Genomic DNA, 21,102 nt, shown 5'->3' on the forward strand with positions numbered 1-21,102 from the left:
TCACCCGAACCGGCAGGGCGTGGTGCGTTCGCGCTTGGTGTCGAACTGCACCACCATCAGCACGGCGGGCGCGTCGCCGACCGTGCCGGACTTGTGCCCGGTCTTGCCGTCCACCGTGCGGCAGCCCTGGTCCTCGCCGAACGAAATCTCGCCCGGCCCCATCTCGATCCGGGTGCCGTCCATCGACTCGACGTACCAGCGCCCGCTCAAGGGGATGATCCATTGCGGCGCCGGATTCTCGTGCCACGTACCCTCCCAGCCGACGGGCTGGACCGTGATCATCGTGGTCATGCCGTCGTGGTGCTTCACGCCCTGCCATTGCGGCGAGGCCGGCGGCTTCATCGAGGCGAGATGGAACTCGGTCATCGCGCAGCGGACCTGACGGCTGATGCCGTCCGCGTCGGTGTAGAGGTGCCAGTAGGGCACGCTCGGCTTGTCGCCCGGCTCGCTCATCGACCTGTCTCCGGAATGGCTTGCTCGTAGGGATGCGTCGACCCGAACGGGTCGTGCAGGAAGGCTGCGACGCCCTGCGCACTCGGCCCGCCCCAGGCGAGCGCGAGGAAGCCGCCCGCCACGGCGAAGTTCTTGAGGAAATCCCAGAACGTCTCGCGGCCCTCGCTCGAGCCCCTCAGGCGGAAATCGGGCTTGCGCCAGAACGGTTTCCATAGCAGCGCCGTGACCATGCAATAGCCCGCGAGCACGAAAGCCGCGAAGCGGTCGGCGATGCCGGTGAGCACGCCCAGCGACATGGTCACCTCGACGAACAGCCCGGCGAGGATCAGCGCCATCGCGCGCGGACGCGAACGCGCGGCCTGCGCGGCTTGCCCGACCGCGGCGGAAAAATTCAGAACCTTGTCGAGGGCGCTGAACGGCAGGAACAGCAGCACCAGACAGGCTCGGGCCGCGAAGGCGGCGAACACCTCGAGGGTCATCCGGGTCTCCCGGTTTCGTCTTTCGGCTGCCAACGTCACTGGGCCGGTGCGGTTCGCGCATGTCTCGCATCAGTTTGGCGGTGGCACCTGCCTGGAACGGGGGGCGCCGCCGTCCGTTCACGCGTCGCAACGCGGAGCGAGGCGGATGAGCGACGACCGTTACGACGTGATCATCGTGGGCTCGGGGCCCGGCGGCGGCTCGGTGGCGTGGCGCCTCGCACGCACCGGCAAGCGGGTTCTCGTGATCGAGCGCGGCGACTACCTGCCGCGCGAGCGCGAGAACTGGGACACCGACGCGGTCTTCCGCAAGGCCCGCTATCAGGCGGACGAGACGTGGACCTCCTCCAACGGCGACGCGTTCAAGCCCGGTCTGCACTACTACGTCGGCGGCAATTCGAAGGTCTATGGTGGCGTGCTGTTCCGGCTTCGCGAGAGCGACTTCGAGGCGCAGCGCCACCCGGATGGCATCTCGCCCGAATGGCCGCTGAAATACGATGCCTTCGCGCCCTACTATCAGGCGGCCGAGGAGCTGTTCCAGGTCCACGGCGCCCGCGGCGAGGACCCGACCGAGCCGCCCGCGCCGCATCCCTACCCTAAGCCCGCGATCAGTCACGAGCCGCGCATCCAGAAGCTCGCCGACGACCTCGCCCGCACCGGCCATCATCCGTTCCACCTGCCGATGGGCGCGCTGATGGAGGAGGATGGCAGGGGCGGAACCCTGCCGCATTCGCCGCTGCTGCGCTGCGACCCGTTCGACGGCTATCCGAGCCTGACCAACGGCAAGGCGGATGCGCAGATCATCTGCATCGATCCGACGCTGGCCGCCCACCCCAACGTCACGCTCTTGCGCAACGCCTATGCCGAGCGCCTGCTGACCGATGCGGGCGGCGGCCGGATCACCGGCGTCGAGGTCACGATCGAGGGCCGAAGCCATACGCTCAGCGCCGACCTGTTCGTGGTCGCCTGCGGCGCGCTGTCGTCGGCACTGCTGTTCCTGCGTTCGGGCAACGACCGGCATCCGGACGGGCTCGCCAACCGCTCGGGCCAAGTCGGGCGCAACTACATGCGCCACAACAACACCACCGTGCTGGCGATCTCGAAGGACCCGAACCCGACGCAGTTCCAGAAGACGCTCGGGCTCAACGACTTCTACTACGGCCACGACCGCAGCCCGCTGAACGAGTGGGAATTTCCGCTCGGCCACATCCAGATGGTCGGCAAGTCCGATGGGATGCAGATCGAGGCGGAGGGGCTGCCGGGCTTCCTGCAATGGCTGCCGACGCGGCCGTTCGACTACATCGCCCGGCACTCGATCGATTTCTGGCTGACCTCCGAGGATCTGCCGCGGCCGGAGAACCGCATCCACTACCGCGATGGCCGGGTGCATCTCGACCTGACGGCGACCAACGCGGAAGCCCAGGCCCGGCTGCGCGAAAAGCTGCGCAGGCTGTGCGACAGCCTCGACATCCACCCGCACCTGTTCGACCGCACGCTCTATCTCGGCAAGGACACGCCAATCGGCGGCACGGCGCATCAGGCCGGCACCCTGCGCTTCGGGCTCGATCCGGACAGTTCCGTGCTCGACCTCGATTGCCGGGCGCACGGCATCGACAACCTCTACGTCACCGATGCGAGCTTCTTCCCCTCGATCGGCGCCGTGAACCCGACGCTGACCATCATCGCCAACGCCCTGCGGGTGGCCGACGGGATCGCGGCGCGGCTTTAGCGCATCGTCCCGGATATCGGATCCGGGACGATGCGCTAGGTTGTTGTGCCGCATTGGCTTTTTCCGCAAACCGGTTCCCACCGTTCGGGCCGGTGCTTGAGGCCGGTCCAACCATGGAGGCGAACCTCTGACCACGAACCGGAATGGACGAGGCCGCGATGCCTGAGGCCACCCCCGCGCACACGCTTCCCGGCGGAGCGGTCCGCCGGGGCCGGTCGCTTCGGCGCCTCCCGTCATGCCTGTGTGTCCTCGCGCTGCTGCCGCTTGGCGGGTGCGGCGTCCTCGATCACGGCATGCTCGGGGCCGCCGGCCCGGTCGCCGACCAGACACGCAGCCTGTTCCTGCTCGTCTGCGCGATCATGGTCCTCGTCGCCGCCCCGGTGATGCTGCTGACACCGATCTTCGCGTGGCACTACCGGCTATCGAACACGAAGAGCGCCTACCGCCCGCAATGGGGGTTCAACTGGCCGCTCGAAGGCCTGATCTGGATCCCGCCGACGATCATCGTGATCGTGCTCGCGGTGTTCCTGTGGCGCGACACGCACGCGCTCGATCCCTACAAGCCGCTCGCCTCGCCGCATCAGCCGGTCGAGGTGCAGGTGGTGGCGTTCGATTGGAAATGGCTGTTCATCTATCCCGGTGAGGGCGTGGCCAGCGTCAACGAACTCGCCTTTCCCGCCGACCGTCCGGTCCATCTCAGCCTGACGAGCGCCACGGTCATGCAGTCGTTCTTCGTGCCGCGAATCGCCGGGCAGATCTACGCGATGGCCGGCATGACGACGCAGTTGAACCTCGCGGCGCACGCGCCCGGTCGCTTTCGCGGCGAGAATACGCAGTTCAACGGCACGGGCTTCCAGAACCAGAAATTCGCGGTCCTGGCGCAGTCGAACGACGACTACGCCGGCTGGCTCGCGCGGGCCCGCGCGGGCGGCAGGACCCTCGACGGGGCCGCCTACGCGTCCCTGACCGCCCGCTCGATCCAGCCCGAACCGATCCTGTTCGGTTCGGTCACGCCGGGCCTGTTCGGGTCGATCCTCTCCCGGCACGCGCCCGGCATGCACGCCGCCCACGGACATCACCCCCAATGAGCGAAGACGGCCACTGGCTCACCCTGTTCGGCCGCCTGAACCTGCGGGCGTTCCCGTTCGTGCGGGCCTGGGACAACCCCACGGTCAGCGAACTCATCGGCGCGCTGGCCGGCGCGCTCGTTGTTGTCGGCGCGCTCGCTCTCGTGGCCCTGCTGACGTGGAAGCGCTGGTGGCGCCCGCTCTTCCAGGACTGGCTGATGAGCCTCGATCACAAAAAGATCGGCATCATGTACGTCGTGCTGGCCGGAGTCATGCTCAGCCGCGCCCTGGTCGAGGCGGTGCTGATGCGCGCGCAGCAATCGCTCGCAGTCAACGCGCCGGGCATCGTCGCGCCGGAGCACTTCGCGCAGCTCTTCAGCACCCACGGCACGATCATGATCTTCTTCATGGCGATGCCGTTCCTGACGGGGCTGATCAACTACGTCGTGCCGCTGCAGATCGGCGCGCGCGACGTCGCCTTCCCGCTCCTGAACTCGATCAGCCTGATGCTGACGGGCGGCGGGGCCGGGCTCGTGATGCTCTCGCTCGCGGTCGGCGAGTTCTCGACCGGCGGATGGTCGGGCTACCCGCCCTACACAGGCAAGGCGTTCCAGCCCGGCGTCGGCCCGGATTACTGGATCTGGGCCGTCACCCTGGCCTCGCTCGGCACGACCCTATCGGGGATCAACATCGCCGCGACGATCTACAAGAAGCGCTGCCCCGGCCTGCACCTCACCCGCATGCCGCTGTTCTGCTGGACCTCGCTCTGCACCGCGATCCTGATGATCTTCGCGACCCCGCCGCTCACCGTCGCGACCGCTCTGCTCGCCCTCGATCGTTACCTGGACTTCCACTTCTTCACCAACGACCTCGGCGGCAACATGATGAACTACGTGAACCTCTTCTGGCTGTTCGGCCATCCGGAGGTCTACATCCTCATCCTGCCGGCCTTCGGCGTGTTCTCGGAAGTCATTTCGGCGTTTTCCTCAAAAGAACTCTACGGCTACAAGTCGCTCGCCATCGCCACGATGGCGATCGCCGTGCTGTCGTTCACGGTCTGGCTGCACCACTTCTTCACCATGGGCCAGAGCGCGAGCGTGAACGCCGCCTTCGGGATCGCGACGATGACGATCTCGATCCCGACAGGAGTGAAGATCTACAATTGGATCTGGACGATGTTTCGCGGCGAGGTCCGGTTCACGGCGCCGATGCTGTTCGCGCTCGCCTTCATCGTCACCTTCGTGCTGGGCGGCCTGACCGGGATCATGTTCGCGATCCCGCCGATCGACTACGTGGTCCACAACACTGTGTTCCTCGTGGCCCACTTCCACAACATGCTGATCCCGGGGCTGCTCTACGGCATGATCGCCGGATATATGTACTGGTTTCCCAAGGCGTTCGGCTTCCGCCTGTCGGAAGTCTGGGGCAAGGTCGCCTTCGTTTGCTGGGTCAGCGGCTTCTACCTCGCCTTCATGCCGCTTTACGTGCTCGGGCTCGGCGGCATGGCCCGGCGCAGCCAAGCCCTGTTCGAACCCGATTACCGACCCTGGTTGATCGTGGCGGCCTGCGGCGCCGTGCTGCTGCTGTCGGGCCTCGTCAGCCTGTTCGTGCAGCTCTTCGTCAGCGTGCGCGACCGGGACGCCAACCGCGTGCCGGTGGGCGACCCTTGGGATGCCCGCGGCCTCGAATGGTCGGTCGCGGCGCCGCCGCCCGAGTACAACTTCGCCACGATCCCGCGGGTCGATCGGCTCGATCCGTTCTACTGGCTGAAGGAGCGCGGCGAGGCTTACCGGGCCCCTTCGCGCTACGAGGACATCGTGATGCCGAAGGAGAGCTGGGTCGGCCCGCTTGTCGGCCTCGCGGCAGCGGCCTGCGCCTTCGGCCTCGTCTGGCATATCGGCTGGCTGAGCCTCGTCGGCTTCCTCGGCATCTGGATTCCGGTCGTCGCCCGCAGCTTCGTGCGCGACATCCACCGCACGATCCCCGCCGCCGAGGTCGAGGCGACCGAGCGGCTCTGGCTGGAGCGCGCCCACACGGTGCGTCCGGTGCCGCGCGAACGCGAGACCGAGCCGGCCAATCTCGGGCTCGCCCGCCCGTTCCCGTCGGAGGTGACGGCATGATCGCGCCTGCGCAGGGGCCGCAACTGCAGCATGTCGGGCTCAACCTCCTCGATTCCGACGAGATGGAGCCGGGGGAGGCCGCGACCGGGCTGTACGGCTTCTGGCTATTCCTGATGAGCGACGCGATCCTGTTCGCGCTGCTGTTCGCGATCTACGGGACGCAGGTCGCGGCCACCGCCGGCGCGCCGGGCCCGCAGGAGACGCTGAAGCTCGGGCCGACCTTCATCGAGACGCTGATCCTGCTCACCAGCAGCCTGACCTTCGGGCTCGCCGCGATCGCCTTGAAATACGACGAGGGCCGCCGCGGCCTCGTCCTCTGGCTCTGCGTGACGCTGGCCCTCGGGATCGCCTTCCTCGGCTTCGAGCTGAGCGACCTGCGCACGATGGTCTCCGACGGGGCGACCCCGAACCGCAGCGGGTTCCTCTCGGCCTTCTTCGCCCTGGTGCCGACCCACGGCCTGCACGTCGCGGCGGGCTGCCTCTGGATCGGGGTGATGCTGGTCCAGATCGCGGTGTTCGGCACCGATGCGCGGGTCAAGCTGAACCTGCTGAAGCTCGGGCTGTTCTGGCACCTCCTCGACATCGTCTGGATCGCGATCTTTTCCGTGGTCTACCTGCAGGGAGCGTCCGCATGACGACGCAGGGACCGTCGCGGGGCACGGTGCTGCTCCGGGCCCTCGGCGCCGCCGGCCTGATCGGGCTCGCGCGGGCCGTGTCCGCCGGCCCTCCGCCGCGGCCGAAGCCTGCGGCGTCCGAGGCCGACCCGCGCCATGCCCGGCGGCGCGATCTCCTCACCTACGGCATCGGCTATGTCCTGGCGCTGCTCCTGACCTGCGCCGCCTTCTCCATCGTGACGTGGCGGTGGGCGGCCGGGGCGACCGCGCTCGGCCTCGTCTTCGGCCTCGCGCTGGTCCAGGCCGTAGTGCATTTCCGCTGCTTCCTGCACATCGACCTTAAGCGCTCGGCCCGCGACGACCTCCAGCTGATCCTGTTCTCGACCCTCATCATCGCCCTGATGGTGGGCGGCACCCTCGTCGTGCTGTTCAACCTACGCATGCGGATGATGTAGCCGGGTTCGAGGGGCAGCCCCACCGTTCTACCGAAGGCGGCGCGACGGTCCGGACGCCCGCGCGGCTGCCAGCGCGCCGAAAGCGACCGTCCCGAGTGCGGCGGCGAGGCCGAGCCGGAGCCAGCGCGGGTCGGCGGCGGACACCGACGGGAGTGCCCGGTCGTCGAAGCGTCCATGCGCCCCCGGATCGGTATCGACCGGTTCGTAGAGGTTGTCCGGTCGGTTCGCGCGGGCTGGCCGGCTCGTCATCTCGCCGCGATAGCCGTGCCGTGAGAGGTAGCCGTCGATCCAGCCGGGCGCGATCATGTTGCCGATGATCGCCTTCCAAGTCGGGAAGCCGATCCAGAGTTCGCGCGGCGCGGTGTGGGCCGCGCGGTAGACGTGGCGCGCGATGGCCTCCGGCTGATAGATCGGCGGCACCGGCTCCAACTGCTGCTGCATGCGCGAGCGCGCCCAGTCGAATTGTGGGGTGTTGACCGCGGGGAGTTGCACCATCGTCAGCCGCACGCGGGAACCGTCGTGCAGCAATTCGCTGCGCAGGCTGTCGAGGAAGCCGCGCACGGCGGCCTTCGCGGCGCAGTAGCTCGATTGCAGCGGAATCGAACGGTAGGCCAGAGCTGAGCCGATGCAGACGATGGTGCCCTCATCGCGGCGCTGCATGTGCTTGAGGGCGGCCAGCGTCCCATAGACCTGCCCGAGATAGGTCACCTCGGTCGCCCGCTGGTATTCCTCCGGCGGCGTCTGCTGCGCGGGCGCGTAGATCGTCACCATCGCGACGTTGATCCAGACATCGATGCCGCCAAATGCCCGCACGGTCTCGTCGGCGGCCCGCATGACGGCCTCGGCATCCGCGACATCGACCCGGTGCGCCAGGGCGCGGCCCCCGGCCCGCTCGACGTCGCGCACCGTGCCCTGCAAACCGGCCTCGCCGCGGGCCAGGACCGCAACATTCCAGCGGTGCCGCGCGAATTCATGCGCGATGGCCCGTCCCACCCCGGCACTGGCTCCCGTCACCACCACGGTCCGATGCCGGCCGTCCTTCTCATTGCGCTTCATCGATCACCCATCTCGGACGCACTCGGCCCTGTCACCACGGCCGAGCCGTCAACGTCCGATCGATGACGGCGTTCATGGCTCCGGTCGCCTGCGACGGTACCCGAGCGGCGCAACCGAAGTTCCAGCCCCGGGGGTAGCGATGCGCCGTCATCGGACGACCGCCCTCCGTTCTTATCAATTAGGTCCGGATCGTCTCGAACTGTCCGGGCGGAAGCCTCCGCCACTACGCATCGGGCGCGGCTCGAACAGCCGCTTTCGACCTACGATCAGACATTCAAGCCCCTCCCGTCGAAGGTCCGGATGTGGCGCACAGCCGAATAAAAGGCATGCGAACTCCTGACCCCTTGCAGACCCTCAAGCCTGCCGGCCGAGACGTCCGCTTGATAAGAAGAAGCGGACCTTTAAGCGGCGGTCACGACATCGGCATGTCGGGGTACATCATGCCCCTCGTCAAAACCGCGACTGACTGGCACGGCATCTAGCTGTGCGAAGCGCAACCAGCCCTGGACAAGCTAGGGTTTGAACCGAACCAAAGCGTTGCAGCGGATATGGTTTTTGTGATTCAGAGCCACCGTTTTCAGCGTGGAGGCGGCGGTGGCGGACCTGTTCTGGCTGTCGGACGAGCAATGGGCAGTGATTGAGCCGTTCATGCCCAAGAACCAGCCCGGGCCGGAGAGGAACGACGATCGGCAGGTCATCCCCGGCATCCTGCACGTGCTGACCTCTGGCTGCCGCTGGCGCGACTGCCCGGCAGCGTATGGTCCGCGCACGACCGTCTACAACCGTTTCAATCGTGTCCGTCGTCAGATGATTTGAGACGCTTTGAGGTGCTCAGGAACGGAGGCTCTGGTCCACCTGGGTTGAGTGGTTAGGCAGCCTGCGCGTGATGGCGCAAGCGGCGATCCATGAGGGTCTGGCGCTTGATCAGCGCCCGTTCACGTAAGATCGTCTCGCCGCGGCCGAAGTAGACGTCGGCAGGGGTGAGATTGCCCAGGCTCTCGTGAGCCCGAGCGTGGTTGTAGTGCTCGACAAAGGCGGCAACCCGCGCCTCCAATTCGCCGGGCAGGTAGGCGTCTTCGAGCAGGATGCGGTTCTTGAGCGTCTGGTGCCAGCGCTCGATCTTGCCCTGCGTCTGCGGATGGCGCGGCGCACCGCGGATATGGGTCATACCCCGACTGCCGAGCCGGTCGGCCAGATCACCCGCGACGTAGCTCGATCCGTTGTCGGTAAGTAGCCGTGGCCGATGCGCCACCTGCACGTGGTCGAGCCCGGCCGCCGCCAGCGCAAGGTCGAGCGTGGCGGTGACGTCGCCGACCTGCATCGTCGTGCACAGCTTCCACGCCACGATGTAGCGCGAGAAGTCGTCGAGCACGGTCGAGAGGTAGTACCAACCCATCCCACAACCTTCAGGTAGGTGAAGTCCGTCTGCCAGAGCTGGTTGGGCGCGGTCGTCTTGTCGTGGAACTCATCGGCGGCTTTGACGACGATGTAAGCCGGGCTGGTGATCAGGTCCTGGGCTTTGAGCAAGCGGTAGACGGTTGCCTCCGAAACGAAGTAGCGCCGCTCGTCGGTGAAGCGCACCGCCAACTCGCGCGGGCTGAGCTCCGGCTGCTCCAGCGCGAGGGCGACGATTTGCTCGCGGATCTCTGCGGGCAGACGATTCCAGACCCGGCTGGGCCGCGAGGGACGATCCGCCAATGCCTCGGGGCCGCCGCACTGGAAAGCGTCATACCAGCGGTAGAAAGTGGCGCGCGGGATGGCGAGCTTCTCCAGGGTAGCGCGCACCGGCAGGTGGGACTGCTCGACCAGCTGGATGATCTCCAGCTTCTCAGAGGCCGGGTACCTCATGCCTCGTCGCCCCCAGCCGCGGTCATGCTTTTTTTCAGCAGGCGGTTCTCCAGGACGAGGTCGGCCACGAGTTCCTTCAGCGCACCCGTCTCGCGGCGCAGATCTTGGACCTCATCAGCGGTCGCGGCACGGGCCGTGTCGCCGGCCAGCCGCTTCTTGCCGGCCTCCAGAAACTCCTTGGAGCAGCCGTAGTACATCGAACTGGCGATGCCCTCACGCCGGCACAGCTCGGCGATGCTGTCTTCACCGCGCAGGCCTTCCAGCACGATGCGGATCTTCTCCTCGGCCGAGAACTGTCGGCGTGTCGCGCGACGGATGTCCTTGATCACGGCTTCTGCCGGCTTCCGTGCCGGCCCGGACGTCTGTTTCATCTTCGCTTCTGGAGGCTACGATGAACCAGCCATCCTCCGTTCGAGAAGACCCTCAGTATGTCTCAGGAGTGCTGACGGCGGACAACGGCGGACAATCGGACGTGTATGTCCAGCGGGGGCGCCGGGTCGTCTCGTCGTGGATCGAGCCTTCGCGCGCGAAGATCGATGCCCGCCCCGTTCCGGACGGGACGCTCCTGACGATGGTCGGCGGTCTGCAGATCGAAGCCGCCTAGCCTCAGACCTCCCCCCCGAGGTCGTCGCGCCGCTTCCGCCAGACGCCATTCGACCAGTAGCACATTTGCCCCGTGCCCGCGCCGGCGGCCTCGCCGGACTTGCGGCCGTTGGTGATGTACCACAGCACGCCCTCGTAGCGCCCCGTCGCCGCGTCGGTAGGCAGGCCTGTATGCGCGGTCGCGGCGGGCCGGATGGCGCCGGAGTAGAGCAGCGGAGGTCGGATCGCGGGTCCGAAGTCGCCCATGGAGTTCTGCTGGAACCATGGCGCGACGACCTGGATCCCCTCGACCGCGACCGCGACCGCGCTCTCGACGCCGTACCGCTGCGAGTACCGGATAAGCACCCCGACGATGTGCAGGTTGACCGAGGACGAGTTGTTGTAGAAGGCGCTGCCGACGGCGTTGAAGCTGGTCCCGCCCGTATAGGTAATGGTGGCCGAGACGTTCTCGTCGATGATGAAATTGTGGGTCGAGCTCGACGCCAGCCACGTTCCATCGAACTCGAAATAGGAACCGACGCCGGCCCGGGTATCCGAGATGCGGATGCCGGGGCCGTCGGTCGAGCCGTCGAACTGCGCCAGGGGTCCGAAATTCAGCTCGCGGTTGCCCTCGGCCGTCGGCGTCGTGTCGATGATGAGGCCGGTGCCGTTCGCCGCCGTGAGGTAATCCACCAGGAGGCCGCCGAACGCGCCGCCGACGCGCAGGCCGACGCCGCACTGCTGGATCTTGCCGCACAGCATGTGCAGGTCGGCCTTGGCCCCGCCGCCGGCACCCTCGTTCACGCGCGCTCCATCGGCCTGGCAGCGGATCTGACAGTGCAGCAGCTTGACGGCATCGAACTCCCGGAACCACATCCCGAGCCAGAGGGTCTGCGTGCCGTCCTGGCCGGCGGCGATCACGTCCTGCACGATGGAGCGCGCGTACCGGTAGAACAGGAGCGCGGTGCCCGCCGTCATCTTGGTCGAGCTGTCGACCGTGAACCCCCTGACGAGCGACCGAATAACGAAAACGGACGAGTTGCCGAAGGTGATCAGATCCTTCGTGGTGCCGGTGCCGGCGCAGACGAGCTTCGTCGAAGCCGAGCCATCTCCCTGAAGGGAGAAGTCCGAGGCGGCCGTCACGAGCGTGTCGGTGAACTTATAGGTCCCGGCGGGTCTACGACCGCACGCGGGCGGACGCCGGTATCCCCTGGCTGACGGAATGCCAGGATGAGGGGCTTAACCGGTTGTACGGGGAGGCTTTCGCGCAGCGGGATCGGGCCCGTCTGGCACTCGAGCAAGCGGCGGCATTGCGATCGAAGCCTGTGGCCTCGGGTGAGCCCGAGACGGATCCTTCCGTCGATGACGCTTCCACGCCGTCCCAGGCCGATAAGCCCGTCGCCCTCGTCTGCCACGCCCCCGGCGTGCTGCGGCATGCCAAGGCACCCGACGGCAGGCCGCTCGTCGAGGGCAAGGCCGTCACCGGCTTCACGAACACCGAGGAGGAGGCCGTAGGCCTGACCGCGATCGTCCCCTTCCTCGTCGAGGACGAGCTCAAGCGAAACGGCGGCGTGTTCTCTAAGGCCGGCGACTGAGCGCCCTACGTGGTCGGGGACGGGTTGCTGATCACCGGCCAGAACCCGGCTTCCCCCGGTCCGGCGGCCGAGCGCCTGAAGGCGTATCTCGACAATCGTTGACCGCTTGGAGCGACCACGGCGCGAGGGGCGTTCGCAGCCCCTTGCGCGTTTGAAGGGCTGACCGCTTCACGCGGGCCGGACTCACCCGCCTGCGCCTGCGAACAGCCTGATCATCTCCCGATTGAACGAAGGGATGTCATCGGGCTTGCGGCTGGTCACCAGATTCCCGCCCACGACCACCGCCTCATCCACCCAATCGGCCCCTGCGTTTCTCAGATCCGTCTTGAGCGACGGCCACGAGGTCAGGCGTCGCCCGCGCGCAGCGCCCGCCTCGATGAGGGTCCAGGGGCCGTGACAGATCGAGGCCACGGGCTTGCCCGCATCGAAGAAGGCCTTGGCGAACGCGACGGCCTTCTCGTCCATCCGGAGCGCGTCGGGATTGATGACGCCGCCCGGCAGGAGAAGGGCATCGAACTGATCCGGCCTCGCTTGGGTTAGGGGCACGTCGACGGGCAGGCTGTCGCCCCATTCCGTGAACTTCCAGCCGCGAACCTGACCGTCCTTGGGCGATACGATCGCGGTGTCGGCGCCGGCCTCGTCGAGCGCCTTGCGCGGTTCGGTCAACTCGACCTGCTCGAAGCCGTCCGTGACCAGGATGGCGATCTTCAATCCGTTGATGCCGGCCATAGCGATGCGCCTTTCGATGGGATCCTTGGGGCAAGGGCCGCCGCGACGTGGAAAGCCTAGTCGGGAAGCTTCGAGGCCAGCACGTCGATCTCCCCGATCGCAGGCGGCTCGGAGAACAGTTCGGACGCCTGCGCCTTCAGCGCCTGCGCGACGCCGCCGGACAGGTGAGCTTGCCGGCCCGCCTCGTCGGGGAAGGCGTCGAAGATGCCGAAGGTCGACGGTCCGATCCGGACTGCGAACCAGGCGGTCGTCGCCGGCTCCTGCTCGACGATCGAGAGACCGTCGCGCAGGAACCGTTCCACGTCGGCCTCTCGTCCGGGCTTCGCTTGCAGTCGTACGAACAGCGCCTTGGTCACCATGGCGAGCCTCTTCTGATGGCGAGGACGTTCCGTTCCGGTCTCACCGCCCGCTCCGAGGCAGCGGACCGCTCGACGTGAAGACGCGGCCGGTCGAAGCCAGTGCGCTCGGGATCGGCGAACGGCGCATGCAACAGCCGCAGCCGGCCGGATGGACCGCCGGAGCTCCACCCGAATGGGTCGCACTCGGCTCGGTTGCCGCGAAGGCGAGACGGCCACCTGCGTTGCCGCCCACGATGGCCGGTGCGCTCAGGAACGTCCGTGCGACCGCGTCGCCGCATTCCGGGCAGGCGCACGGGTCCCGGAACTGCGCCATGGGCCGCATCGCCGTGAACGGCCCGCACGCGTCGCAGGCGTAGTCGTAGATCGGCATGGGATCCTCACGCTCGGGCCTGTCAGGCACGTGTCGAACAAGCCGGGCGAGCGATGGCTCTCCCGGTCCGACGGCTCATGCGGCGGGCTTGAGGATCACCTTCGTCCAGCCATCGTCGCGCGCGTCGAAGTGCCGGTAGGCGTTCGGTGCCTCGCTCAGCGGAAGCTCATGCGAGACGATGAAGGACGGCTTCGCGCGGCCGGTCGAGATGAGGTCGCGCAACTGCCGGTTATAGGCTTTCACGTTGCACTGGCCGACGCCGATCTTCTGACCCTTGAACCAGAACAGCCCGTAGTCGAAGACGATCTCGCCCTGCTTGTAGAGCGGGTCCTGCGGGGCCGGATCCTGGGGCGTGTAGACGCCGACCACGCCGATGCCGGGATGCGAAGCGACCGGCTCCGGACTGCCCGGCCCTTCCGCTATTGAGAAACGGCGGCTGCAGCATCTTTGTTTGATCGGGACGGCTCCTAAGGGTTTTTCCGCTATCTGCGCGAGCCGGCAAAGGTCGGAGCACCACTGTCCGGTTTCTGGTCCTTCCTGCGCGATATACGAAAGCTTGAATGTCGGCCTTGGCTTCCCTCTTTCGTCGACCGAGCGGCACTCTCAGTATGCGATGCACCCGGCGGTGCCGTCTGAAGCTTGGGCTGAACGCAGGCCATCGAACACGCCGGTGACGCGCAGCCGCAAGGCACCGGATAGCGCGCCTCTTTGGCTCGACGACAGAGGCGCTTCGCCGTCGATCCAGGGCCAGCTCCGTTCGCCGTCGCGCTCGATTTCGCGGGACTCCCGCGTGAACCCTACCATCCGACTCAGCACAGAGCGAAAATGCTCCAGCCGGTCAGTCCAACGCCCATGCGTCGAGCACGAGTGGTCGTCGTCGGTCGCGCCTGAGCAAGTCGTCATCAAATCTCGTGCTGCCGGAGCCAAGCCCGGAGGGTCTCGGTGTTGACCGCGCCGGCACGCCGAGCGAGCTCGTCGCCCCTCCAGAACAGGATCATCGTCGGAATGCTGCGGATGCCGTATCGCGCCGCCAATTCCTGCTCCGCCTCGGTATCGACCTTGAGGAAGCGGAATTCGGGCTCGAACTCGGTGGAGAGCTGCTCGAAGACGGGAGCCATTGCTTTGCAGGGACCGCACCATTCGGCCCAGAAATCGACCACGACCGGAATGTCGTTCCTTTGGATATGCCGGTCGAAATGTGCGGAGCCGATCGAAGCCGGATGCCCCGTGAACAGCGCCTGCTTGCACCGCCCGCATCGCGCCGCCTTGGCCGGCTTGGAGAGGGGGACGCGGTTGATGCTCGCACAGTGCGGACAGACGATGTGACGTCCCATCTCGCTCATCGGTTGCTGTCCCAGGCTCGACCATCTTCCCGCCGGCGGGCCACACTTGATCTCAGGCGCTTTGTCGAGACATCGGCCTACGTCCCGAGCCGTACCCGACCACGTTCGTCAAATCACGGCTCCAGAGCATCGTGCTGGGTATCGTATCCGGCACAATGATCCAGGTTGTTGTGCCGCATCGGCATTTTCCGAAAGCCAGTTTCCACCTTTCGGGCCGATGCTCTAAGTCTTTGTTCTGAAATGCACTCTAACGACAAGCCGCCGTCCATTTCATCAGTTTGCACTCTATGATCACGCGCTGGGTCAACTTAGCGGCGCTCGCGCAGGCTGCCCGGCGACAACTGTCGTTCTAAGCCGGCTGAGCCACCGTGGGGCTTGGTCGATCATTGCGGTGTTCGCGTAGCCTGAAGGCGAGCACCAGCATGGCGAGGCCCAAGACAAAGGCGTAGATCCCGATCCACCACGTCAGCACCACGGCGCCCGCGAGCGGAGCCAGAACGAGAATGATGCCGAAGGCGATCGATGTCACACCGCCGAGCGCCAGCCACCACCGTCCATGGTCCCGCTTGAGGCGGACCGCCGCAGCCAGCATGGTACATCCCGAGACGATGGACCAAGCCGCCGTGATCACCACGAACACGAGGGCGGTGATGCCGGGCCACGCGGCAGCAAGCACCCCGGTGATGATGTTGAGGACGCCTCCGAGGAAGAGGGCGCCCCAGCGCTTCCTGTGCCGCGCCGCCCTCAGGGACGCGACAATGGCGAACATGCCATCCACCAACATATAGGCGGCAAAGTATAGGATCAATGCGATCAAGGTCGAGACGGGCATCGCGAGCGCCAGGATGGCAAACACGATTGCAAGCGCGCCCCGAATGGCCATCACCCACCAGTTCTGGGCCAGCGAATGGTTCAAGGCGTCGATCTCGCCTGAGGTCCAACCGCGGCCTGAGGGTTGTGAGCTTGCACCGGCCATTTGCGTCCTCCTCGTTTGAAGCGTGCGCGACGGACCAGCCCGAGGTCCGGTCCGTCAGTGCGGCATTGACTGTTCGGACGCCTTGTCCTGCTGGCTCGTCTCGGCGCCGTTCTGGCTGAGCGAGCCTTGGGATGCGGCGGCTTGGTCGGCGCCACGCACCTGCACACGGCGCGTCCGTTGCTGAGCCTCGGTCTTGGGGAGCGTGATCGTGAGCACCCCATTCTCGACCCTAGCCTCGACCTGTTCGGGATCGACGCGGAACGGCAATGCGAGCGCACGCTGGAACGTGCCGAAGACGCGCTCACTCACGTGAACGTTCTGACGATCGTCCTGACGCTCGGTCTCCTTGACAGCGCGAACGACCAAGGTGTCGTCGTCGACCAACACCTCGACATCCGCCTCACGGGCGCCGGGCACCTCGACGGTGACGCGTATCTCACGCTCCGTCTCGGCGATGTTGATGTCCGGCACGAGGATCGTGGCGCCGGACTGGTTGGCGGCACCTGCGGCCCCACCGCTTGCCCCCGATGCGTCATCGAGCAGGAGGCGGTTCATATCGTGGTAGAGGGCGAGAAACGGCGTCAACAGCGGGCTCGGCATGCCGCGCCTGGTCGAACCGCCCGAACGCGGAAAGGCGACGAGTCCTCGGGACATGACGTGTATCCTCCGTGATGGATGGGCGGCCTTCGGCCCCTCGCGCTTCCGCTGTCGAGGCTGCGCGATCTCATTGGACTAGCCGATCATGCGCATCGCAGCCCTGACGCCTATCAGTTTGCCTTCCTGATCGGCTCCGCGCCGCGCATTCCCTCCGCAATCTGCCGACGGACAGCGTCAGGCTGCGCCTCGAGAGCCCGCAGGACCTCCCGGAGCACGTGCCTCAAGCCGCCGACCTGATCGATGAGGTCGAGCACGACCGCGACGCCATCGTCGTTGATCCCGAGATCGTGCTGCAGATCGTGAATCAGCTGGACCCTGGCCAGATCGATCTCGAAGTAATGATGGACGCCCTCCCGGTAAGTCGGCACGAGCCAGCCGGTCTCCAGCCAGATCTCCAGTGAATCGGCGCGCAAGTCAGCCCGAGCCAGAAATTCACGCTCTTCCATAGCATCGCCCTTCTCACTTACGCCTATGCCACTCGGCGACCCATCGTTCGAGTTCGGGATCAGGCCTGTCCGGCAACTTGATCAGCAGCTTCACGTAGGCGTCGCCTGCTGTCCCGTCCGGCCGCGGAACGCCTTTTCCCTTGAGGCGAAGCATCTTGCCGGAGCTGCTCCACTTCGGGATCGTCATCGTCACGGGCCCCGTTGGGGCCGACACCTCGATCCGACCACCGAGGACCGCCTCGCGCAGCGGGACGCCCTGTTCGAAATGGACGTCGTCACCTTCACGCCGAAAGACCGGGTGCGGGCGGACACTGACCTCGACCAGCGCATCCCCGGGCGGCGCGCCGCCCTGACCCGGTTCCCCCTTGCCGCGCAGGCGCAGCGTCTGTCCATCGCGCGTGCCCGCCGGGATGCGGACATCGAGCCTGGAGCCATCCGGCAGGATCACCGAGCGGGTGGCACCGTTGAGCGCATCGAAAAAATCGAGGGTGAGATGGTAGCGAATATCGGCGCCCCGGCGCCGGAGATTCGAGCGATCACGGCGACCGAAGATCTCGGAGAGGATGTCGTCGGCATCGAAATCCGCAAAGCCCGCGTCGCTGGCATAGGCATGGCCGGCGGATTGCTCGGAAAAATCGCGATAGTAGCGCTGCCGGGGCCGCTCGACGCCGGAGATGTCGATCTCGCCGCGATCGAAGCGCGCGCGCTTCTCCGGATCGTTCAACAGATCGTAGGCGCGCGATACGTTCTTGAATTTCTCTTCCGCCTCGGCGTTGCCCGGATTCACGTCCGGATGCAGTTTACGTGCGAGCTTGCGGTAGGTTTTCCGGATCTCCTCCGGAGAGGCATCGTTCCTCACGCCTAAAATCGCATAGGGATCGTCGCTCAACGCTTCCTCCCTGCGCCGTCTCGTGGCGAAGTGTGCGACCCGTCGGGGACATCGCCTTACGGATGGTGTTTCGACGGTTCGTGCCGCCGGTGATCGCCATTCGATGGTCCGCGACGGGTCACGGTGACACGGGCAGGCCGCAGCAGTCGGTCGTGGATGACGTAGCCCTCCTCCATGACGTCGGCGACGGTCCCAGGTGCGTTCGAAGGGTCGTCGACCTCCATCATGGCCTCATGCCGCGACGGGTTGAACGGGGCGCCGAGGGCATCGACCTGCTGGACGCCGACGCGCTGCAGGACGCCCATGAGCAGGCGCTCCGTGGCCCGTACCCCGTCGATGAGCGACGCGCCCTGAGACGACGTCTGCTCCGAAGCCACGATGGCCCGGCGCAGATTGTCGAGGACCGGCAAAAGCTCGCGGGCGAGGCCCGTCACCGCGAATTGCCGCTCGTCCTGCACGCTGCGCTCCGCCCGGCGTCGGGTGTTCTCCGCGTCGGCCAAGGCCCGCAAGGCGCGGTCCTGAAGCGCGGCGTTCTCGGCCCGCAGGGCTGCGGTCGCGTCCGTGCCCGACCCGGATGCCGCGCTCGTCTCGGGGGCATCCGACGGTGGGGAATGACCGGCGGATGCGGGCGGGGAACTCTCGTGGTCCGAAGGCTTCTCAGCCATACCATGCCTCCCTTCAGCCCGGCCGGCTTCAGGCCGCCTGAGCCAAGCTGGTGCCGCCGACGGTGAGCTGGCCGTTGAGGACCGACACCGGAACCGTGTCGCCGTCCTTGATCGCCCCTGTCAGGAGCATCTTGGCCAGTGAGTTCTGGAGATGGCGCTGGATCACGCGCTTGAGCGGACGCGCACCATACACGGGATCGTAGCCGGCATTGGCGAGCCAGTCCTTGGCCGCGTCCTCGACGTGCAGCGCGATCTTCCGCTCGGCCAACCGTCCTTCGAGGCCTTGGAGCTGAATGTCGACGATCCGGCGCATGTCGCTGCGGCCCAGCCGGTTGAACAGGATGATCTCGTCGATTCGGTTGAGGAATTCCGGCCGGAATGCCCGGCGCACGACCTCCATGACCTGCTCGCGGGCCGCCTCGGCCGGCTGGCCCTCCATCAGGGCGGCCAGGAACTCGGCACCGAGGTTCGAGGTCAGGACGATGATCGTGTTGCGGAAATCGACCGTGTTGCCCTGCCCGTCCGTCAGCCGCCCGTCGTCGAGCACCTGCAGCAGGATGTTGAAGACGTCCGGGTGAGCCTTCTCGACCTCGTCGAAGAGGATCACCTGATAGGGCCGCCGCCGGACCGCCTCCGTCAGGACGCCGCCCTCCTCGTAGCCGACATAGCCGGGCGGTGCGCCGACGAGCCGCGAGACCGCGTGCTTCTCCATGAATTCGGACATGTCGACGCGCAGCATCGCCCGCTCGTCGTCGAACAGGAATTCGGCCAACGCCTTGCACAACTCGGTCTTGCCGACGCCGGTCGGCCCGAGAAACAGGAAGGAGCCGATCGGCCGGTTCGGGTCCTGCAGACCCGCGCGGGCCCGGCGGACCGCGTCGGACACGGCCACGACCGCCGGTTCCTGGCCGACGACGCGCTGGCCCAGCTTGTCGTCCATCGTCATCAGCTTATCGCGTTCGCCTTCGAGCATCCGCGTGACGGGAATACCCGTCCAGCGCGAGACCACGGCGGCGATGTCCTCGGCCGTGACCTCCTGCTTGATCAACCGGCCATGGCTCGCCTGCATCGCGTCCGCGAGGCGCTGCTCCAATTGCGGGATCACGGCGTAGAGGAGTTCGCCCGCGCGGGTCAGGTCGCCCCGCCGCTCCACCTGCTCGAGTTCGATCCTGGCCTGCTCGGCTTGCTCCTTCAGCTGCTTCGTCTCTCCGAGCTTCGCTTTCTCGGCTTCCCATTGTGCCGTCAGCTCGGCCTGTTGCGCCTCCAGCTTGATCAGTTCTTCCTCGACCTTCTTCAGGCGCTCCCGTGCGCCCGGATCGGTCTCCTTCTTCAGGGCCTCCCGCTCGATCTTGAGCTGGATCACGCGGCGGTCGATCTCGTCGAGTTCGCGGGGCTTGGACTCCGCCGCGATCCGGAGCCGGCTCCCGGCCTCGTCGACGAGGTCGATCGCCTTGTCGGGGAGGAACCGGTCCGCGATGTAACGGTGGGACAGGGTGGCGGCCGCGACGATCGCGCCGTCGGTGATCCGCACGCCGTGATGGAGTTCGTACTTCTCCTTGAGACCGCGCAGGATGGAGATCGTCTCCTCGACGGAGGGCTCGCCGACGAACACCGGCTGGAAACGGCGGGCGAGCGCGGCATCCTTCTCGATGTTCTTGCGATACTCATCCAGGGTGGTGGCTCCGATGCAGTGCAGCTCGCCTCGGGCGAGAGCCGGCTTGAGCATGTTGGAGGCATCCATCGCCCCCTCGGCCTTTCCGGCGCCGACGAGGGTGTGCAGCTCGTCGATGAACAGGATCACGTCGCCGGAAGCCGTGACCTCTTGGAGGACAGCCTTCAATCGCTCCTCGAACTCGCCCCGGTACTTCGCGCCGGCCAGGAGGGCCCCGAGATCGAGGGACAGGAGACGCCGATCCTTCAAGGTGTCGGGGACGTCGCCGTTGACCATGCGCTGGGCCAGCCCTTCGACGATGGCGGTCTTGCCGACACCGGGCTCGCCGATCAGTACGGGATTGTTCTTCGTACGGCGTGAGAGAACTTCAACGCTTCGTCGGATCTCCTCGTCGCGTCCGATGACCGGATCGAGCTTGCCCTCGCGGGCGTCCTCGGTGAAATCGCGCGTGTACTTCCTCAGCGCATCGTATCCTTCCTCGGCCGACGCGCTGTCGGCCCGGCGCCCTTTCCGGAGCTCGGCGATGGCACCCTTGAGGGCGGCCGGCGTCACACCCGCCTCTCGCAGCAGCGTGCCTGTCCCGTCCGAGGCCTCGGCGAGGGCGAGCAGCAGGGTTTCGACCGTGACGAAGCTGTCCCCCGCCGCATGCGCCCGCTCCTCGGCTCGGTCGAACAGTCGCGCGGTCTCAGGCGCCATGAAGATCTGACCGGCACCGCCGCCCTCGACGCTCGGAAGCTTCGCCAATTCGCGGTCCAGCGCCGTCGCGAGCGCATCGGGACGGCCGCCTGCGGACTGGATCAACCGCTTGGCCAAGCCTTCTTCGTCGTCGAGCAGCGCCTTCAGGAGGTGAAGCGGCGTGAGCCGTTGGTGGCCTTTGCGCTGAGCCAGGCTCTGCGCCGCCTGGATCAGGCCCTTGAGGTGATCGGTGTACGTGTCGATCTGCATCGCTCACCCCGGATGATGGTCGCATACGGCCAAGCGAAGCCTCTCAACCTGCCTGG

General features: G+C 66.7%; 21 protein-coding genes and 3 pseudogenes. 8 read left to right on the forward strand and 16 right to left on the reverse strand.

Annotation, left to right across the window (positions count from 1 at the left end; all coding sequences use genetic code 11):
- The gene (locus MKK50_RS05300; RefSeq protein WP_499020911.1) at positions 1 to 453 is read right to left on the reverse strand and encodes a cupin domain-containing protein; all 453 of its coding nucleotides are present in this window, start codon (positions 451 to 453) and stop codon (positions 1 to 3) included.
- Positions 450 to 932, reverse strand: a complete 483-nt coding sequence (locus MKK50_RS05305; RefSeq protein WP_499020913.1) for a DoxX family membrane protein — start codon at positions 930 to 932, stop codon at positions 450 to 452. Before MKK50_RS05305 ends, MKK50_RS05300 begins: the two co-directional genes overlap by 4 nt.
- Positions 933 to 1,077: 145 nt before the next feature.
- Here MKK50_RS05305 and MKK50_RS05310 point away from each other — a divergent pair, with 145 nt between their 5' ends.
- The 5 genes from MKK50_RS05310 to MKK50_RS05330 all read left to right on the forward strand — a co-directional run bounded on the left by MKK50_RS05310 (position 1,078) and on the right by MKK50_RS05330 (position 6,914).
- Positions 1,078 to 2,658, forward strand: coding sequence for a GMC oxidoreductase (locus MKK50_RS05310; RefSeq protein ID WP_499020915.1), 1,581 nt, complete (start codon positions 1,078 to 1,080; stop codon positions 2,656 to 2,658).
- A gap of 293 nt (positions 2,659 to 2,951) precedes the next feature.
- Positions 2,952 to 3,746, forward strand: a complete 795-nt coding sequence (locus MKK50_RS05315) for a COX aromatic rich motif-containing protein (protein ID WP_499020916.1) — start codon at positions 2,952 to 2,954, stop codon at positions 3,744 to 3,746.
- A complete protein-coding gene (locus MKK50_RS05320; protein WP_499020918.1) occupies positions 3,743 to 5,845 on the forward strand; it encodes a cbb3-type cytochrome c oxidase subunit I in 2,103 nt (700 codons plus the stop codon). Before MKK50_RS05315 ends, MKK50_RS05320 begins: the two co-directional genes overlap by 4 nt.
- A complete protein-coding gene (locus MKK50_RS05325; RefSeq protein ID WP_183571917.1) occupies positions 5,842 to 6,480 on the forward strand; it encodes a cytochrome c oxidase subunit 3 in 639 nt (212 codons plus the stop codon). The genes MKK50_RS05320 and MKK50_RS05325 overlap by 4 nt, the downstream gene beginning before the upstream one ends.
- The gene (locus MKK50_RS05330; protein ID WP_499020919.1) at positions 6,477 to 6,914 is read left to right on the forward strand and encodes a cytochrome o ubiquinol oxidase subunit IV; all 438 of its coding nucleotides are present in this window, start codon (positions 6,477 to 6,479) and stop codon (positions 6,912 to 6,914) included. The genes MKK50_RS05325 and MKK50_RS05330 overlap by 4 nt, the downstream gene beginning before the upstream one ends.
- A 27-nt stretch (positions 6,915 to 6,941) precedes the next feature.
- Here MKK50_RS05330 and MKK50_RS05335 read toward each other — a convergent pair whose 3' ends face one another.
- A complete protein-coding gene (locus MKK50_RS05335; RefSeq protein WP_499020921.1) occupies positions 6,942 to 7,970 on the reverse strand; it encodes an SDR family oxidoreductase in 1,029 nt (342 codons plus the stop codon).
- A gap of 594 nt (positions 7,971 to 8,564) precedes the next feature.
- Between MKK50_RS05335 and MKK50_RS05340 the strand changes: the two are divergent.
- A pseudogene (locus MKK50_RS05340) lies at positions 8,565 to 8,777 on the forward strand (transposase); the annotation flags it as partial.
- Positions 8,778 to 8,838: 61 nt separating this feature from the next.
- Here MKK50_RS05340 and MKK50_RS05345 read toward each other — a convergent pair.
- Positions 8,839 to 10,189: pseudogene (locus tag MKK50_RS05345) on the reverse strand (IS3 family transposase).
- A gap of 20 nt (positions 10,190 to 10,209) precedes the next feature.
- On the opposite strand from MKK50_RS05345, the gene MKK50_RS05350 reads away from it, so the two are divergent.
- A complete protein-coding gene (locus MKK50_RS05350; RefSeq protein ID WP_499020923.1) occupies positions 10,210 to 10,422 on the forward strand; it encodes a hypothetical protein in 213 nt (70 codons plus the stop codon).
- Positions 10,423 to 10,424: 2 nt separating this feature from the next.
- Here the strand turns inward: MKK50_RS05350 and MKK50_RS05355 are convergent, their stop codons facing one another.
- Positions 10,425 to 11,543: a hypothetical protein gene (locus MKK50_RS05355; protein ID WP_499020926.1), complete on the reverse strand. Its 1,119-nt coding sequence runs from the start codon at positions 11,541 to 11,543 to the stop codon at positions 10,425 to 10,427.
- 239 nt (positions 11,544 to 11,782) lie between these two features.
- Here MKK50_RS05355 and MKK50_RS05360 point away from each other — a divergent pair.
- A pseudogene (locus MKK50_RS05360) lies at positions 11,783 to 12,097 on the forward strand (type 1 glutamine amidotransferase family protein); the annotation flags it as partial.
- 81 nt (positions 12,098 to 12,178) lie between these two features.
- On the opposite strand, the gene MKK50_RS05365 reads toward MKK50_RS05360, so the two are convergent.
- The 11 genes from MKK50_RS05365 to clpB all read right to left on the reverse strand — a co-directional run bounded on the left by MKK50_RS05365 (position 12,179) and on the right by clpB (position 21,046).
- Entirely contained in the window at positions 12,179 to 12,724 is a 546-nt protein-coding gene (locus tag MKK50_RS05365) for a type 1 glutamine amidotransferase domain-containing protein (protein WP_499020929.1), read from the reverse strand.
- Positions 12,725 to 12,780: 56 nt separating this feature from the next.
- Positions 12,781 to 13,083 carry a putative quinol monooxygenase gene (locus MKK50_RS05370; RefSeq protein ID WP_499020932.1) on the reverse strand — a complete coding sequence of 101 codons (303 nt, stop codon included), beginning with the start codon at positions 13,081 to 13,083 and terminating at the stop codon, positions 12,781 to 12,783.
- A gap of 40 nt (positions 13,084 to 13,123) precedes the next feature.
- Entirely contained in the window at positions 13,124 to 13,453 is a 330-nt protein-coding gene (locus tag MKK50_RS05375; RefSeq protein ID WP_499020934.1) for an FmdB family zinc ribbon protein, read from the reverse strand.
- Between the two features lie 75 nt (positions 13,454 to 13,528).
- Complete coding sequence (locus tag MKK50_RS05380; RefSeq protein WP_499020936.1) at positions 13,529 to 13,822, reverse strand: hypothetical protein; 294 nt, start codon at positions 13,820 to 13,822, stop codon at positions 13,529 to 13,531.
- Between the two features lie 533 nt (positions 13,823 to 14,355).
- Positions 14,356 to 14,796, reverse strand: a complete 441-nt coding sequence (gene trxC / locus MKK50_RS05385; protein ID WP_499020938.1) for a thioredoxin TrxC — start codon at positions 14,794 to 14,796, stop codon at positions 14,356 to 14,358.
- Positions 14,797 to 15,145: 349 nt separating this feature from the next.
- Positions 15,146 to 15,712 (reverse strand): HdeD family acid-resistance protein, encoded by a 567-nt coding sequence (locus tag MKK50_RS05390; protein WP_499020940.1) that lies wholly within the window; start codon positions 15,710 to 15,712, stop codon positions 15,146 to 15,148.
- A gap of 114 nt (positions 15,713 to 15,826) precedes the next feature.
- Entirely contained in the window at positions 15,827 to 16,426 is a 600-nt protein-coding gene (locus MKK50_RS05395) for an Hsp20/alpha crystallin family protein (protein WP_499020942.1), read from the reverse strand.
- Positions 16,427 to 16,539: 113 nt separating this feature from the next.
- Complete coding sequence (locus tag MKK50_RS05400; RefSeq protein ID WP_499020944.1) at positions 16,540 to 16,875, reverse strand: chaperone modulator CbpM; 336 nt, start codon at positions 16,873 to 16,875, stop codon at positions 16,540 to 16,542.
- A gap of 13 nt (positions 16,876 to 16,888) precedes the next feature.
- Positions 16,889 to 17,764 carry a DnaJ C-terminal domain-containing protein gene (locus tag MKK50_RS05405; RefSeq protein ID WP_499020945.1) on the reverse strand — a complete coding sequence of 292 codons (876 nt, stop codon included), beginning with the start codon at positions 17,762 to 17,764 and terminating at the stop codon, positions 16,889 to 16,891.
- 56 nt (positions 17,765 to 17,820) lie between these two features.
- On the reverse strand, positions 17,821 to 18,429 hold the full coding sequence (locus tag MKK50_RS05410) for a nucleotide exchange factor GrpE (protein ID WP_499020947.1): 609 nt from the start codon (positions 18,427 to 18,429) through the stop codon (positions 17,821 to 17,823).
- A gap of 28 nt (positions 18,430 to 18,457) precedes the next feature.
- Positions 18,458 to 21,046, reverse strand: a complete 2,589-nt coding sequence (gene clpB / locus MKK50_RS05415; protein WP_499020948.1) for an ATP-dependent chaperone ClpB — start codon at positions 21,044 to 21,046, stop codon at positions 18,458 to 18,460.
- Positions 21,047 to 21,102 lie beyond the last annotated feature (56 nt).

It is taken from the genome of Methylobacterium sp. J-043 (assembly GCF_022829505.1).
Taxonomy (GTDB): domain Bacteria; phylum Pseudomonadota; class Alphaproteobacteria; order Rhizobiales; family Beijerinckiaceae; genus Methylobacterium; species Methylobacterium extorquens_A.

Coding starts and splice junctions, on each gene's coding strand:
- MKK50_RS05400 (WP_499020944.1), bottom strand. CDS start 16,875: ATGGAAGAGCGTGAATTTCTGGCTCGGGCTGACTTGCGCGCCGATTCA.
- MKK50_RS05370 (WP_499020932.1), bottom strand. CDS start 13,083: ATGGTGACCAAGGCGCTGTTCGTACGACTGCAAGCGAAGCCCGGACGA.
- MKK50_RS05335 (WP_499020921.1), bottom strand. CDS start 7,970: ATGAAGCGCAATGAGAAGGACGGCCGGCATCGGACCGTGGTGGTGACG.
- trxC (WP_499020938.1), bottom strand. CDS start 14,796: ATGAGCGAGATGGGACGTCACATCGTCTGTCCGCACTGTGCGAGCATC.
- clpB (WP_499020948.1), bottom strand. CDS start 21,046: ATGCAGATCGACACGTACACCGATCACCTCAAGGGCCTGATCCAGGCG.
- MKK50_RS05310 (WP_499020915.1), top strand. CDS start 1,078: ATGAGCGACGACCGTTACGACGTGATCATCGTGGGCTCGGGGCCCGGC.
- MKK50_RS05395 (WP_499020942.1), bottom strand. CDS start 16,426: ATGTCCCGAGGACTCGTCGCCTTTCCGCGTTCGGGCGGTTCGACCAGG.
- MKK50_RS05350 (WP_499020923.1), top strand. CDS start 10,210: ATGAACCAGCCATCCTCCGTTCGAGAAGACCCTCAGTATGTCTCAGGA.
- MKK50_RS05375 (WP_499020934.1), bottom strand. CDS start 13,453: ATGCCGATCTACGACTACGCCTGCGACGCGTGCGGGCCGTTCACGGCG.
- MKK50_RS05410 (WP_499020947.1), bottom strand. CDS start 18,429: ATGGCTGAGAAGCCTTCGGACCACGAGAGTTCCCCGCCCGCATCCGCC.
- MKK50_RS05330 (WP_499020919.1), top strand. CDS start 6,477: ATGACGACGCAGGGACCGTCGCGGGGCACGGTGCTGCTCCGGGCCCTC.
- MKK50_RS05325 (WP_183571917.1), top strand. CDS start 5,842: ATGATCGCGCCTGCGCAGGGGCCGCAACTGCAGCATGTCGGGCTCAAC.
- MKK50_RS05365 (WP_499020929.1), bottom strand. CDS start 12,724: ATGGCCGGCATCAACGGATTGAAGATCGCCATCCTGGTCACGGACGGC.
- MKK50_RS05305 (WP_499020913.1), bottom strand. CDS start 932: ATGACCCTCGAGGTGTTCGCCGCCTTCGCGGCCCGAGCCTGTCTGGTG.
- MKK50_RS05320 (WP_499020918.1), top strand. CDS start 3,743: ATGAGCGAAGACGGCCACTGGCTCACCCTGTTCGGCCGCCTGAACCTG.
- MKK50_RS05315 (WP_499020916.1), top strand. CDS start 2,952: ATGCTCGGGGCCGCCGGCCCGGTCGCCGACCAGACACGCAGCCTGTTC.
- MKK50_RS05300 (WP_499020911.1), bottom strand. CDS start 453: ATGAGCGAGCCGGGCGACAAGCCGAGCGTGCCCTACTGGCACCTCTAC.